This is a genomic window from Microbispora sp. CA-135349 (assembly GCF_050947365.1).
Classification (GTDB): Bacteria; Actinomycetota; Actinomycetes; order Streptosporangiales; family Streptosporangiaceae; genus Microbispora.
In genome coordinates this window covers 7,823,721-7,837,396 of the sequence record NZ_CP192001.1, presented here as the reverse complement: position 1 = coordinate 7,837,396, position 13,676 = coordinate 7,823,721, and the positions used below count along the sequence as shown (strand labels likewise).

12 protein-coding genes and 1 tRNA gene are annotated in these 13,676 nt (G+C 67.5%); 6 read left to right on the top strand and 7 right to left on the bottom strand.

The window, feature by feature from the left end; translation table 11 throughout:
• Nucleotides 1-248 precede the first annotated feature (248 nt).
• Nucleotides 249-1,649: a cellulase family glycosylhydrolase gene (locus ACQPZZ_RS36070; RefSeq protein WP_432926499.1), complete on the bottom strand. Its 1,401-nt coding sequence runs from the start codon at nt 1,647-1,649 to the stop codon at nt 249-251.
• Between the two features lie 352 nt (nt 1,650-2,001).
• Here ACQPZZ_RS36070 and ACQPZZ_RS36065 point away from each other — a divergent pair, with 352 nt between their 5' ends.
• From ACQPZZ_RS36065 to ACQPZZ_RS36050, 4 genes are all read left to right on the top strand, one after another.
• On the top strand, nt 2,002-2,439 hold the full coding sequence (locus ACQPZZ_RS36065; protein WP_432926497.1) for a hypothetical protein: 438 nt from the start codon (nt 2,002-2,004) through the stop codon (nt 2,437-2,439).
• Nucleotides 2,436-2,591 (top strand): hypothetical protein, encoded by a 156-nt coding sequence (locus ACQPZZ_RS36060; protein WP_432926495.1) that lies wholly within the window; start codon nt 2,436-2,438, stop codon nt 2,589-2,591. Before ACQPZZ_RS36065 ends, ACQPZZ_RS36060 begins: the two co-directional genes overlap by 4 nt.
• 576 nt (nt 2,592-3,167) lie before the next feature.
• Nucleotides 3,168-4,649: a non-reducing end alpha-L-arabinofuranosidase family hydrolase gene (locus ACQPZZ_RS36055; RefSeq protein ID WP_432926493.1), complete on the top strand. Its 1,482-nt coding sequence runs from the start codon at nt 3,168-3,170 to the stop codon at nt 4,647-4,649.
• Nucleotides 4,650-4,992: 343 nt separating this feature from the next.
• A complete protein-coding gene (locus tag ACQPZZ_RS36050) occupies nt 4,993-5,460 on the top strand; it encodes a hypothetical protein (RefSeq protein ID WP_432926491.1) in 468 nt (155 codons plus the stop codon).
• Nucleotides 5,461-6,464: 1,004 nt separating this feature from the next.
• On the opposite strand, the gene ACQPZZ_RS36045 is transcribed toward ACQPZZ_RS36050, so the two are convergent.
• Together ACQPZZ_RS36045 and ACQPZZ_RS36040 are read right to left on the bottom strand one after the other, a co-directional pair.
• Nucleotides 6,465-8,225 carry an ATP-binding protein gene (locus ACQPZZ_RS36045; RefSeq protein WP_432926489.1) on the bottom strand — a complete coding sequence of 587 codons (1,761 nt, stop codon included), beginning with the start codon at nt 8,223-8,225 and terminating at the stop codon, nt 6,465-6,467.
• A gap of 202 nt (nt 8,226-8,427) precedes the next feature.
• Nucleotides 8,428-8,500: transfer RNA gene (locus ACQPZZ_RS36040), tRNA-Arg, on the bottom strand.
• Nucleotides 8,501-9,401: 901 nt separating this feature from the next.
• Between ACQPZZ_RS36040 and ACQPZZ_RS36035 the strand changes: the two genes are divergently transcribed.
• Nucleotides 9,402-10,532, top strand: coding sequence for a D-alanyl-D-alanine carboxypeptidase family protein (locus tag ACQPZZ_RS36035; RefSeq protein ID WP_432926487.1), 1,131 nt, complete (start codon nt 9,402-9,404; stop codon nt 10,530-10,532).
• 109 nt (nt 10,533-10,641) lie between these two features.
• On the opposite strand, the gene ACQPZZ_RS36030 is transcribed toward ACQPZZ_RS36035, so the two are convergent.
• On the bottom strand, nt 10,642-10,992 hold the full coding sequence (locus ACQPZZ_RS36030) for a DUF1801 domain-containing protein (protein ID WP_432926485.1): 351 nt from the start codon (nt 10,990-10,992) through the stop codon (nt 10,642-10,644).
• Nucleotides 10,993-11,006: 14 nt separating this feature from the next.
• A complete protein-coding gene (locus tag ACQPZZ_RS36025) occupies nt 11,007-11,399 on the bottom strand; it encodes a VOC family protein (RefSeq protein WP_432926483.1) in 393 nt (130 codons plus the stop codon).
• Between the two features lie 101 nt (nt 11,400-11,500).
• Here ACQPZZ_RS36025 and ACQPZZ_RS36020 point away from each other — a divergent pair, with 101 nt between their 5' ends.
• Complete coding sequence (locus tag ACQPZZ_RS36020; protein ID WP_432926481.1) at nt 11,501-11,953, top strand: MarR family winged helix-turn-helix transcriptional regulator; 453 nt, start codon at nt 11,501-11,503, stop codon at nt 11,951-11,953.
• Nucleotides 11,954-12,089: 136 nt separating this feature from the next.
• On the opposite strand, the gene ACQPZZ_RS36015 is transcribed toward ACQPZZ_RS36020, so the two are convergent.
• Both ACQPZZ_RS36015 and ACQPZZ_RS36010 read right to left on the bottom strand, forming a co-directional pair.
• Complete coding sequence (locus ACQPZZ_RS36015; RefSeq protein ID WP_432926479.1) at nt 12,090-12,773, bottom strand: SAF domain-containing protein; 684 nt, start codon at nt 12,771-12,773, stop codon at nt 12,090-12,092.
• Between the two features lie 46 nt (nt 12,774-12,819).
• The gene (locus ACQPZZ_RS36010) at nt 12,820-13,626 is read right to left on the bottom strand and encodes an S-methyl-5'-thioadenosine phosphorylase (RefSeq protein WP_432926477.1); all 807 of its coding nucleotides are present in this window, start codon (nt 13,624-13,626) and stop codon (nt 12,820-12,822) included.
• Nucleotides 13,627-13,676 lie beyond the last annotated feature (50 nt).

Genomic DNA, 13,676 nt, shown 5'->3' with positions numbered 1-13,676 from the left:
GACGTGAGTGCGCCGGGTCCCATCCGTGTGCACGGTCGTCGCCGTGCCGGGCTGCGGGGCAGGATTCGCGATCAGGCATCCGGTCGCAGATCCTGCCGGTGCCGTCCGGGCCATGCTGCCGGTCATGACGATGGGCGGTACCTGCCGGGCATGCCCGGCAGGTACCGCCCGCACACGGTGATCGCGGTTGTCAGCTCAGATCTGATGGCGGCGACGAGCTGGTCGGCGCCTTACTTCACGTCGGCGCCTTACTTCATGTTGGCGACGACGAACGGTGCGTGGCCGTGCAGGTAGTTGTTCCAACCGCCGGTGACCGGCGCGCCGGGGGAGAGGATGTTGGTGGAGTCGGTGCCTACGTCGAGCTTCCAGGCGGCCCAGGAGATGCCGTTCGCCTTCATCCAGTTGATCCAGGTCTGAGCCTCGTCGAGGCATACCCTGCCGTCGAGGCCGCCGTCGGCGTTGCTCGCGCCCCACTCGGTGACGAACAGCGGCAGCCCGGCCCTGATCGCGGCGTCGCCCTTGGCGCGCAGGGAGGCGCCGTGCGTGCACGAGTAGAAGTGCAGCGTGTACATCAGGTTTGTGCCGGAGACGGGGCTGGACGCGGCGGAGTCCACGTCCTGCGACCAGGTCGGGGTGCCCAGCACGATGATGTTGTCCGGGTCGTTGGCGCGGATCGCGGACACGACGGCCTGGTGGTACGGCTTCAGCACGCCGGTCCAGCTGAGCTGCAGCGGCTCGTTCCAGTCCTCCCAGATGACGTTGGGCAGGTGACCGTAGCGCTTGGCCAGGTCGGAGAAGAACGCCACCGCCTGCGACTGCTCCTTGTAGGCCTCATGCGCGTGGAAGTCGACGATCACATACACCCCGGCGGCGACGGCGTTGTTGATGATCGTTTCCACCTGTGAGCGCGCCTTGTTCGGGTCGCTCAGATAGGCGCCGGCCGGTTCCACGCCCATCGCGGCCCGGATCACCTGCAGGTTCCAGTTGTCCCGCATCCACTTCAGCGCGGACAGGTTCTCGGCGTACGGCGCGGTCTCCCAGTTGAGCCACATGCTGCTCACGCCGCGCAACTGGACCTTCGCGTTGTTCTTGTCGCACATCGTGGTGCCGCAGACGTGCAGCTGACCGTGCCGTTCGACCGGGGTGCCGGTGCTCGGGGTGGTGCTGGGGCTCGGCGATGGCGAAGGGGAGGAAGCCGGGCTGGGGGACGCGGAGGTCACGCCGCCGGTGCAGGTCACGCCGTTCAGGGCGAAACTGGACGGCACCGGGTTGGAGCCGTTCCAGCTGCCGTTGAACCCGAAGCTCGTGCTGCCGCCGCTGGGGATGCCGGCGTTGTAGGAGGCGTCGGTCACCGTGACCTGGGAGCCGGACTGGGTGTGGGTGCCGTTCCACAGCTGGGTGATGGTCTGCCCGGCGGGGAACGACCAGGTCAGCTTCCAGCCGTTGATCGGGTCACCGAGGTTGCGGATGCTGACGTCCGCGCCGAAGCCGCCTTGCCACTGGTTGGTGACGCGATAACTGACCTGGCACCCGGCCGTGGCCGCCGAGGCGGCGTGCGTACCGGCCACGGCGGTGCCTGCGGTCAGCAGCGCGGCGACCGCGGCGGCCGGCAGCCTCAACCGCCGGCGCACAGAGTCGACATGTCGCATAGAAATTTTCCACTCTCCGAGATGTGACGTTTCCAGGGCGACGAACAACGCCCTGGTAAGAAACCGTTCGAGGATTTGGCGATGGCGCGACGTGGTGTCGTTGTGCCGACGTTTCGGGACGCCGATGTCCACGGACGGTGCTCTGCCGCGGCGAGCCAATCCCGGCGAGGACGGGTGAGTCAACGAGGTGAGGCTCCCGCTGTTCTCACCTCCGCCACGTGGAATCCCTTTCGAACAGGCGCTTCGCGAGTGCATGGGGAAGACCGGCCGTCCGGACGGCGGTGAATGTTTCACGCCATCTGCTCGTCAGGCCGCCTTGACGTCAGGCTGACCTGACGTGATACTCGGTCGTATGGGCAATCCTGACGATCTTGAGCGTCGGTTCACGCTGCTGACCGCGGCTGCGCGCTATGACACGCTGCGCACTCGTGAGGCCCTCGCCCCACCGGAGGAGGAGGACGAGGCCGGATCCCCGTCGATCGACCAGGACGCGAAGCCTCTGACCCGGGAGGAGGCACTGGAACTTCTCGCGCTGGGTGAGGTGATCGCACGGAAGGCGAGCTACGGCCGTCAGCTCACGGTGCGATCGGCCCGCAGGGCCGGAGCTTCGTGGTCGCAGATCGGTGCCGCGCTGGGAACCACCAAGCAGGCCGCCTGGGAAGCGCACCAGCGGTGGATCGACGAACAGGCCCGGCATCAGAGCGAAGGCCACTGGGGTTGGGACGGCGACGAGGTCACGGCCGCACGCGCACTCGCCGGCGAGCCCGAAGAGCGGGAAGCCGTCGAGTGAGCGGACGCGGCGAGGGGGACATCCCGCGCGGCCCGGCCCACCCTGTCCGGCGGCTCACCCAGCGGGCCACCACCATCGTCCACGGGTTGAAGTTCGATCGAGACGGACATCTCGCCGTGATGGAGGAACCGGTGAGCGCGCACGATCGATGAAGCGCGCGGGTGATCGGCGTCGACGGGTGCGCGTCGTACGGTCGGCGGTCCTGCTGCTTGGTTGAAAGTTTCATCACGAGCCGTCTCGCACGTGGTGCAGGACGGGGTCGGTAATGCCAGGTGGGCGCGTTCCCGGAGGGCGAAGCGCTACCGAGCTCTTGATCTTTCCCTTGACGCAACCCGGCGAGTCCTAGTTTGCTCCGGCTTCAACACCGGTATCGAGGCCGGTGGGCGCGACTTCTCGCGCTACGGACGAAATGTTAGCGCTAACACGTCACGATCCCGGGAAGGAGGTTTCCATGATCGGCAGCGGCTCCCGGCTGCGCGCCACTGTGGAGACGTCCCGGGCGTGGCCGGCATCGGGAGGGGGCGTCCTGAGCGCCCCGGGCCCGGGACCGGCCGTAGGACACCGGAGCCTAAGGGCCGGCGCGTCGCCGGTCACCCGCACCGAGGATCTCCAGGCGGCGACGAGTGGTTCGCCCGCTGCATCGAGCACCTCGGAAGGGTAGCGAGTGGCTCAGCCGGACCCACCAGCTCCTGTCGTATGACCCACGTACCCACCCCCCAGGAGTAGACATGCATTCACCACCCCCCATCCGTTCGCTCGCCGGCCGGTGGCGTTCGCCCATCACCGTGGCGGTGCGTCTGACCGCCGCGCTGGTGACGGTGCTGGCGGCGGCGCTGGTATCGGCGGCGCCCGCGTCGGCGGCGGCGGCGCCGCTGGTGGGCACCGGGTCGGGCCGCTGCCTCGACGTGGCGGGCAACACCGACGCGCTGGGCACGGCGCTGCAGATCTGGGACTGCAGTGGTGGGGCCAACCAGGCGTTCGAGTTCACCTCGGCCGGTGAGCTGCGGACCTTCAACGGCACCCGGTGCGTGGACGCCTACAACATGGGCACCACGAACGGCACCAAGGTCGTCATCTGGTCCTGCAACGGCCAGACCAACCAGAAGTGGCAGCAGAACGCCGACGGCTCCATCAAGGGAGTGCAGTCGGGCCTGTGCCTGGACGTGACCGGAATGGGCACGGCCAACGGGACCGCCATCCAGCTGTACACCTGCAACGGCCAGACCAACCAGAAGTGGAGCATCCGCGGCGGCGGCGGCCCGAGCACGACGCCGTCCCCGACGGTGACGCCGACCGGCGGCACGTGCGATCTCCCGTCGTCGTACCGCTGGACGTCGACCGGTTCGCTGGCGAACCCGAAGTCGGGCTGGGTCTCGCTCAAGGACTTCACCAACGTCGTCTACAACGGCAAGCACCTCGTCTACGCGACGACGCACAACACGGGATCGAGCTGGGGGTCGATGAACTTCGGCCTCTTCACGAACTGGTCCGACATGGCCTCGGCCAGCCAGAACACGATGAACTTCTCCGCTGTCGCGCCCACGCTGTTCTACTTCGCGCCGAAGAACATCTGGGTGCTGGCCTACCAGTGGGGCGGGACCGCCTTCTCCTACCGGACCTCCAGCGACCCCACCAACCCGAACGGCTGGTCGGCGCAGCAGACTCTGTCCACCGCGAGCATCTCCGGCTCCGGCACCGGTCCCATCGACCAGACGCTGATCGGTGACGGCCAGAACATGTACCTGTTCTTCGCCGGCGACAACGGCAAGATCTACCGGCAGAGCATGCCCATCGGCAACTTCCCCAGCAGCTTCGGCTCCAACTACACGCAGATCATGAGCGACTCGACCAACAACCTGTTCGAGGCGGTCGAGGTCTACAAGCTCCAGGGCCTGAACAAGTACCTCATGCTCGTCGAGTCGATCGGCTCCCAGGGCCGCTACTTCCGCTCCTACACGGCCACCAGCCTGAGCGGTTCGTGGACCCCGCAGGCCACCAGCGAGAGCGCCCCGTTCGCCGGCAAGGCCAACAGCGGCGCGACCTGGACCAACGACATCAGCCACGGCGACCTGGTGCGCAACAACCCCGACCAGACCAAGACCGTCGACGCCTGCAACCTGCAGCTGCTCTACCAGGGCCGCAGCCCCAGCTCCGGCGGCGACTACGGTCTCCTGCCCTACCGGCCGGGCGTGCTGACCCTGCAGCGCTGACGGTGTGACACGGTCCGGCTCGGATGTCCCCGGCGTTCACGGTGACGGCGTACGCCGAAGCGGGTGAGCGTCGACACGGAACGCGATCAGGGCCGGGTGGAGTGTGAAACGGCGGGCTCGGCGTAAGGCCGGGCCCGCCGCGGTCGTGTGGAAAGCGCAAGCGGTGCGCGTATGTTCCCCTACACGCGCTCTGGCGACTGCGCCGGCGCCTTCCCGGAGGGCCTCGGGCTATCTCCCGAGGCCCTTCCGCTTTCTGCGGCGGCCGCTGAACGCTCTGCTGGGGTTGTCGTACCCGCCTGCTTGCATGCCGTGAGAAAGGCTCCGAGCGTGAGATGGGTATGGCGTGGCCGAATGCCTGGGGAGTCTCGTATATGAGCTCAACGACCTCTACGGAAACATCAACATCGTCGACGGGGACAGCGGCGCTCCCCTGGCCGCGTCGCTCGGGACAGGAGCTGCGGAGGATCACTGGTGGATCGAGACCGATGAGGAATTCCTGCTTCGCGGCTCAGACAGGGAAATCAGCGCCTACGTGCGGTTCGAATTGTGGAGCGGCCCGCCCCCGGTCGCCGACTCCTCCTGGGGACGCTCGTGGAGCGGCCGGCTGCACGTGCCCTCGGGCAAGGTGCAGGCGCGCGAGAACTTCGACAGCGAAGATCAGAAGTCGTTCGACCTGGGATGCGCTGATGTCGAATGGTCGATGCAGGTGCACGCGAAGACGCTGAGGAACTCTTCGGACCTGGACTTCCCGTCAGACATCTTCCGCGTAGACCTGTTCAAGCTGCGCTTCTGGCGGTTCGACCACCGATGAGGGCCATGTCGTTGTCTGCTGACCGGGTGCGAGCACGCTCTCGCATAGGCCGATCAATCAGGGGATCCTGATTCTGAGCGCGACCGTGATCTCCTCCACGAGCACATCAAGGCGTACGGCGTCGCCAAGGACGGCCGGCTGTTCCGCACCCTACGGGCGGCTCCTACTCCGGCTCGGCCTACTCCTATGTCTTGGCAGGAGGCCCGCAAATCGGGCGGGTATTACTCCCTCAGGGGCAGTCGCAGTCGACCCATTTGTCGCCACAGATACTGCATGTGATCTCGGCCGTCCTCGGGCATACAACATGCTGGTACCGTTCGTACCGCCCCGAGCTGTAGGTCTCAATCTGTTGGCCGGGCTCGATCGGGTCATCGCAGCGGGCGCAGTTGCCACCGTACTTCGCCTCGAAACTCACTTCGACGTCCTTTCGCGGCGTCCGGAGGAACGATCTCGCCCTCGATAGTGCGCACGAGCTGTCGACCTTCGACGCTGTCATCCTCCCGCGTAGCATAAAGGGACGCGACAAAGTCGCGTGTTCATGCAGCGTGAAGCAGCTTTGGGTTCCGCTGTTGCTCCCCGCTTCCTTGAAGATGCCCTTCGCTTCTCCGAGTTGCGCCCTATCCTCTGGTCGGATGGCTTGGGCCCAAATCTACGAGAGCGGCTCTCTTAATCTCTTCGGCGGCATCTGCCTGTGCTCTACGTGTGCCCGCGGGAGCACTCTCAGGTTCATCCCGCACATAGCCCGTAACCGCTGACGCACGTCCGCCCACGACGACACCCGGCTACACATGATCGCTGAGAGGGGTCACGCTAAAGGCCCCAGATGAGGGGCCGTGTTGGCTGATCAAAAAGTGCCCCCGGCCAGGCACGCCGCGGATCTTCAGCGCTGCCATCTGCGGCTTCCCGCAGTCGCCTTGTCGTGGAGGTGCGAATTGTGGAAGCCAGTGAACGATTCGGACGCCGATCGAGCGCATGATCACGCCATGGACCGGTGCCGACTCTCACTACTGAGGATCGGCCGGCGGAAAAAGAGAGCCCTGACGCGTCTGGCGGTACCGGGCGGTTGAGCTGCGGGGAGAACTACCGACCAGTTCCACCGTGCCTTCCTCCCGCATGATCGAGAGCCAGCGGCGTACCGTCTGATCCGTGAGCCCGGTGCGTCGGGCCAGCTCGGCTCTTGAGAGAGTCTCGTCGCCGAGCGTGTCCAGCAACTGCGGACGCCGGTCGGCCCGCGTGGAAGCCGAGGTCCCAGCAGAGGTACGGCCGCGCAGCCGTTGGGACAGTTCATAACGGGCCCACCGCCGGGTTCCTGTCTGAAGCACGAGCTCGCGCGCCACGAGATCCTGCAGCTCGGCCGTGGCGACCCGCGAGTCCACACCGGCTGTGCTGCGGTAGGAGCGGTTGTCCAGGATTTCCCCGTCCCGAAGCATCGCCAGTGCGATGCACTGGCTGTCGGTGAGTCCCCTCTCTCCGAGGCTCTCGATCCATCTCACGATCTTCTCGCTCAGCAACGCGTGGTTGGGGATGGTGACGGTGAACGAGGAGATCCGGTCATCGAACTGCGGCGGGCTCATCCCGGCTGCTCGGAGCGCGGCGACCATGGTGCGGATTCCGGAACCCCGGTTCTCGCAGACCGTTCGTGTCTCACCCGGGATGGGAACGTCTTCGAGGATTCTCATCAAGGTCGCGTTGCGCGTGGAAGAGATCCCCTCGTCGGCGAGGTTGTCGATGGTGACCGGGCCGAACAGGCCGCCCGGGCTCCGGACGGTCAGCTTGTCGGGGTACATCTCGATCTGGATCTGCGTGCCACGGGCAGCGCTGGAGAGGTCCCTGTGTACGAGCGCGTTGGCTACAGCCTCTCGGATAGCGGTTTCGGGGTATTCCCACACGTCCTGTCGGCCGGCTCCTCCGATGACGGCCCTTCTGGACATGTTCCGCCGGACGGCCGCCAGCGCGTCGCGGACCATGACAGGGATGGGGCCCTCGATGGTGACATTGTCCAGGAAGCGCGTCCCCGCCGCCGATGCGTCGCCGGTGGGCGGCGGATAGTGGACGAAGCTGATCATCAGCTGCGGGAAGTGCTCCTGAGGATAGGAACCGAGCGCGATCAGTGCCGCAAGGGAGAGACTGTCCGCGCCGTCATCCCCGGGCACCAGTATCCTGGCCCGTCTGAGCAGCGCATCGTGGTCAAGATCTTTGAAGGCGTACGGCCTACTGGTGCGGACCCGCGCGACGAACGCCTCCAGCATGACCGGATCGAGGAGATCAAGGCCGGTCCCCGGGACGCTCTGCTCGTCCTCGCGAGGCTGACCTCGTGAAGACAGCATGATCTGGACTTCGTAACTCGACAGACGCCGGTCACCGTCACCGACGCGGACGAAACTGCCCTTGGTCATCCCGGCGCCTCGGTAGAAGCACGGCCGCTGGGCCGGCTCGAGTTCAGGAATCTCCGCGACGACGAGCTTCGCGCCTTCGAAATCATGGACATGGATCAGTGGTCGCAAGGCGGGCTCCATGTCGGTGGAGCAGAGCGAGGCCAGATCGTTGGAGAGCTTCAGGGCATCGTGCACGCCGGTCGCCGCGAACCCCCTGGTCTCGTCCAGACCGAGGATGAGCACCCCACCGCCGGTGTTGGCGAAGGCCGAGAGGGTCTCCCGGACGGTCTTCGGCAACTCGCGCTGGGATTTTTTCACCTCCACATCGGAGACGTCTCCGCCCAGCGATCGAAGGTTCCCGATGATCTCGGCTAGCTCCTCGTCCTGCATCGTTCTCTCCCCGCCAGCCGGTACGGACGGCACATGCTAACCGGCATGCTAACGAGCATGCTAACGAGCATGCTGTGTCGATATGGAGGACGCAGCCACTGGAGATCAACCGGAAGATCAGAGGTAGACGGCCGACGATCGAGCCTGATCGATGTATTGCAGGGCGAGGAGAGGTGGCATGTCCACCTTTAGTGGCGGTAAGTGCCCCCGGCAGGATTCGAACCTGCGGCACCCGCTTTAGGAGAGCGGTGCTCTATCCCCTGAGCTACGGAGGCGTGATGTGCACCAGTAAGCCTAGCGAAAGGTTGGCCCCGCTCGCGCCTCCACTGGGGGTGTCGTTTCGGGCTCGCCGGTCACCGGCGGGCTGACCTGCGGTAAAGGCAGGGCAAGTCGCCGTACCTCGTGGTGGCGAGGCTGGTTACCGTCGCTGACCGTGACCGTAACGCGACGTGGCTCCGCACGGGGGCTGCGATCGGTGGTGCTCGTCGCCGCGCTGATCGCACCGGTGATCCTGGCCTCGGGCATGCTCATGGCCGATTTCATCGGCTACGGGGATCGGGCGCGGGGTGTTCTCTCCCGAGGCGCGGCCGTACGCGCGGAATCGGGCGGCGGACGCGCCGCAGTGCCCCCCGGACCCGTCGGCGGGACCGGGGACGGCGGGGCCGCCGCCGGGACGTCCGGCACGCGGCCGGCCGTGCCGCCGGCGGGGAGCACCCCGGGTGTGGCTGCGAATGGCCGGCAGGCCGTGCGAATCGCCGTGGTCCCGATGGCGGGAGCGGTGAGGGAGCCCCTGCTGAATCCGACGCCGGTGCCCGAGCCGTCCGGTCCAGCGCGTCTCTACGAGGGGCTCGTACGGGTTCTTCCAATCGTCCGATCCGTCCGGAATGTCGTCCCCGGGGACGCCCCGAAGGAGGTGCGGCGGCCGGCGGACGAAAAGCCGGAACCTCACGAGGAGACGACCTTCACGTGTGCGCCGGAGTGGCGGGACACGTGGCTGTGGGAGCTCTGCCGCGAACGTGAGAGTCGGTCCGACGGCGAGTGATTGAGCTGGAAACGCGCAAATGCGACGTGACCGGTCGATAGCGCTTGCGCGAACCGGGGCTCGGGCACACAGGACGCTGTAGTAACGTGCCTCCCTGACCCAGGTCACGAGTTCGCAAAACGGGGGAGTCGATCGTGCCATCTCCTCGATCAGCCACGCTGATCGCGGTCGTCACGGCAATGACTTCGCTGGCCGTTTCCGCGCCGTACGGCACGGCCGCGGCGGCCTCGGCCGACGTCACGACCGCGGAGGCTCGCACGGAAGCCGCAGGGGGAAGCGCCCGGACCGGCGAGCTCGGCAAGGAGCCTGCCACGCTGACGGAGCTGCGGCGGGAGGCCCAGAAGGCCTACAAGTCCATCGAGGACGCGAACAGAGCGCTGGTGGCGCGCCAGAAGAAGTTCGGCGCCGTGGAAAAGGAGCTGGCGACCAAGCTCGAAGGTCTCCAGAAGGCCACGGCGGAGCTCAACGAACTGCGCAAACCGCTGTCCGACCTCGTCTCATCCACATACCAGGACCCTTCGCTCGACGGGCTCAGCCCGTTCTTCAGGGCGGGAGGCGGCACGAGCACCCTCCGGAGGATCGCCGACCTCGACCACCTGGTCGCCGGACGTAACAACGTGCTCGGCGGTGCGATCAAGCTGCTGGAGCGGCAGCAGCAGCTCGCCCAGGAGGCTCAGGAGCTCCGCGCGGCGAGCCTCCTGCAGGAGGCGCAGCTGAGCGCCCAGGTCACCGCTTTGCGCAAGCGCTCATCCACGCTGGTCCGGTCGCTGACCAGGGCGCTGATCAAGCTCGGCGTGAAGATCGGCGAAGGGACGCAGGGGGCGGGGGGCTGCGACCCCACCAGGATCACCCAGGCGGAGGAGTACCCGAACGGCCTGCTGCCCAAGAACATCCTGTGCCCCCTGCCGCAGGCCGGAGAGACACTGCGGGCGGACGCGGCCATCGCCTTCGCCGATCTCAACATCGCCTACAAGAAGCGGTTCGGCACCTCGATGTGCATCTCCGACAGCTACCGCAACCTCAGCGAGCAGCAGTCCATCTACTACCGGCGGCCCGGCTTCGCGGCCACTCCCGGCAAGAGCAACCACGGGCTGGGACTCGCCGTCGACCTGTGCGGTGGTGTGCAGAACTTCCGCTCCGTCCAGTTCAACTGGCTTGAGGCCAACAGCAAGCGGTACGGCTGGATGCACCCGGACTGGGCCTATCACAGCCCCTTCGAGCCCTGGCACTGGGAGTACGACCCCAAGCTCGGCTCACTCCTGTGACGGGCCTGCCCATGGAGCCGGTGGGGGCCCGTCCAGGAGTGGCTCGCGACTGTCCCTGAGCGAGGGACACATCGCAGGGTCCCGCATGCGACGCGTCGTTCTGACGGAGTCAGCCGGCGTCGAGACGGACGGCCTGGTCGATGTAGTCGCGTAGTGCGGCCTCGTTCATCCCGTCCAGCGTCTTGATCTTGACGTGGCGGGTCTTCTTGCCGACTCCTTCGAGGAGGCCGTGCGGGTCGGACATCTCCGCGCCCCGCTCGAAGGCGAAGGTGAGATGAGTTTTGCTCTGGCTGATGACGGCGAGGATCTTGTTGCCCCGCCAGGCCGGCGAGCCGTACGTGAGGCATTCGACGGCCCCGGGGGCCTGTTCGGCCACGAGGGCGCGCAGGGCCGCGACGATCTCGCGGTACTTCGGGTCGAGCTTGGTCTCGACGTAGGTGTCGACCTCGCTGGTGGTCATCGTCGTGGCTCTCCTCACTGGGCCGCGGTGAAGTCCATGTGCGTGGCCTCCCAGAGGTGGCCGTCGGGGTCGGTGAACGCCCGGGTGTAGGCGAAGCCGAGGTCCTTCGTCTCGCCGGACAGAGCGCCGCCGTTGGCCGCGGCGGCCTCGGCGAGCTCGTCGACGCGCTGCCGGCTCTCCACGCCTAAGGCGAAGATGGCCTCCGTCACCTCGCCGGTGTCGGCGATCTTCTTGTCGGTGTAGGTCGCGAAGTATTCCTCGGTCAGCAACATTGCGAAGGTGTCCGGACCGATGATCATCGCCTCCATCTTCTCGTCGGCGAACTGGTCGTTGAAGGCGAATCCGAGCGCGGTGAAGAACCGCCGGGAGGTCGCGAGGTCCTTGACCGGCAAATTGATGAACAGCATTTGATCTCCTGGGGTGGTGTGGTGCGTGTTCTGGTGCCAGCGTATAATCAAGCTCGTTGACAGTCAATGATCGTGACTAAATTGCGGAAAGACGGTGGACTGTGAGGGTCCCTGACATCGGCGTGCTGGCCGGCCAGTTGATGCGTGCTCTTCAGGACGAGCTGTTCGAGACTCTCGCCGAGCAGGGGCATCCCGACGTGCGCCCGCGGCACGGGACGGTTCTGGCGTTCCTCGATGGAAAGGGTGTGCGCGCGACGGACCTCGCGGCGCGGTCCGGCCAGCACAAGCAGATCGTCGGCACGATCCTCGACGAACTCGTCAAGCTCGGCTATGTCACCCGCGAACCCGATCCCGCCGATCGCCGGGCCAAGCTCGTCGTCCCCACCGAGCGCGGCATCGACGAGATCACCAAAGCGCGCGCCATCCTCGCCGCCATCGAGGAGCGGCACGAACGGATTCTCGGTGCCGAGCGCTACGCCGGGTTCAAGGAGATGCTCCAGCGGGTCACGCGTGACCAGCGGGCCTGGCGGCAGGCCGGCACGGGCACCGACTGACCACCGTTCCCTCGCCTCTGCGGATGGCTTGGTACGGGTACCGCCTGACCACCCCCTCGTCCCTCCGGTCGGGTCGGCTCCGGCACCGACTGACCACTGCCCGCCTCACCCGCCCATGGTTTGCGGGTGTGGCTCGTCAGTGAGGGTGGATGGTCACGGAGAGCCTGCCCTGTGCCTGGGCCTGGGCGAGCTGGGCGGCCTGCCCGGGAGTCGTGGCGAGCACGAGCAGCGCGCCGCCGTCCGTACGGCTCGGTGGCCGGGCGATCACCCGCACCTCCTCGGCGACGGTCCGGGCCTGGAAAGGGCCCTCGGCGAAGGCCGCCATGACGTCGATGACGTCCCCCGGGGACAGCAGGCGGGCGGCGTCGGGGTCGGCGATCCGGACCGGCGTCGCGACCGTCCCCATCCCCGTCCCCGTCCCCATCCCCGTCCCCGTCTCCGTCGCCTGGTCTCCCGTTGCCCGAGGACTCGCCACCTGCCCGCCGGGTCCCTGCCCCTCAAGAGCCTGGCGGAACAGGCCCGGGCCGAGCAGTCGCGCGTCGGTGAGGGGCTCGCCGCGACGCAGCGGACCCGTGAGCACGCGGCCCGCGACCTGGGTGCCGGGGGCGTACACCCCGGCGGGTACGGCGTCGGGCGGGAGCCGTACGACCACGACGTCGGAGGCGGCCAACCGGCCCCCGGGAAGGTCGCGGGCGGCGGCGAGGACCTCCACCCCGCCGGGGGCACGGACGGCCAGCAGCACGCAGGCCACCGCGAGACCGGCGAGCACGGCGGCGATCGGACGGCGACGACGCGCCGACAGCCGTTTCAGGGCACGCATGACCACCTCGGTGCGAATCGCGCCCCTCGCCGGGCACGCGTCGGTGTCAGGGGAGCTCGATCGGCAACTTGATGCCGTCGAGGGCGTTGCCGCAGGGGCAGGGACGCTCCTCCGGAAGGGCCTCGACGACCTGCGCGACCAGAGTGCGCATCCGCTCGACGTTGGCCGCGAAGAAGGCCAGGACCTCCTCGTGGGTGACCCCCTCACCGGCCTCCACACCGGCGTCGTGGTCGGTCACGAGGGCGAGCGTCGTGTAACAGAGGGCGAGCTCGCGGGCGAGCACGGCCTCGGGGTGCCCGGTCATGCCGATGATCGACCAGCCCGCGTTCGCGAACCACTTCGACTCGGCCCGCGTGGAGAAGCGGGGCCCCTCGACCACGACCAGGGTGCCGCCGTCGACCGTGTCCCAGCCCGTCTCGCGTGCCGTGGTCACGGCGGCCGCGCGTCCGGAGGGACAGTAGGGGTCGGAGAACGACACGTGAACGGCGCCGCCCGTGTCGTAGTAGGTCTGCTCGCGCCCCTGTGTGCGGTCCACGAGCTGGTCGGGGATCACGAGGGCGCCCGGGCCGATCTCCGGGCGGAGGGACCCGACCGCGCTGGGCGCGAGCACCTGGCGGACGCCGAGGGACCGCAGGGCCCACATGTTCGCCCTATAGGGGATGCGGTGGGGAGGGAAGGTGTGGCCGCGGCCGTGCCGGGGGACGAACGCGACGGTCCGCTCGCCGATGCGGCCCACGGTGATCGAGTCACTGGGCGGGCCGTACGGCGTCGTCACGTCGATCTCTTCGGCGTCCTCCAGCAGAGAGTAGAACCCCGAACCGCCGATGACCCCGATGTCTGCGCGATTGACCATGGGCCGACCCTAGCGAACGGCGCCGCACACCCGCCGCGACTCGTCGGCCC

Bases quoted from the DNA above. Each gene is read 5' to 3' on its own strand.
- ACQPZZ_RS36070 (WP_432926499.1), bottom strand. From the start codon at position 1,649: ATGCGACATGTCGACTCTGTGCGCCGGCGGTTGAGGCTGCCGGCCGCC.
- ACQPZZ_RS36065 (WP_432926497.1), top strand. From the start codon at position 2,002: ATGGGCAATCCTGACGATCTTGAGCGTCGGTTCACGCTGCTGACCGCG.
- ACQPZZ_RS36055 (WP_432926493.1), top strand. From the start codon at position 3,168: ATGCATTCACCACCCCCCATCCGTTCGCTCGCCGGCCGGTGGCGTTCG.
- ACQPZZ_RS36045 (WP_432926489.1), bottom strand. From the start codon at position 8,225: ATGCAGGACGAGGAGCTAGCCGAGATCATCGGGAACCTTCGATCGCTG.
- ACQPZZ_RS36030 (WP_432926485.1), bottom strand. From the start codon at position 10,992: ATGACCACCAGCGAGGTCGACACCTACGTCGAGACCAAGCTCGACCCG.
- ACQPZZ_RS36025 (WP_432926483.1), bottom strand. From the start codon at position 11,399: ATGCTGTTCATCAATTTGCCGGTCAAGGACCTCGCGACCTCCCGGCGG.
- ACQPZZ_RS36015 (WP_432926479.1), bottom strand. From the start codon at position 12,773: ATGCGTGCCCTGAAACGGCTGTCGGCGCGTCGTCGCCGTCCGATCGCC.
- ACQPZZ_RS36010 (WP_432926477.1), bottom strand. From the start codon at position 13,626: ATGGTCAATCGCGCAGACATCGGGGTCATCGGCGGTTCGGGGTTCTAC.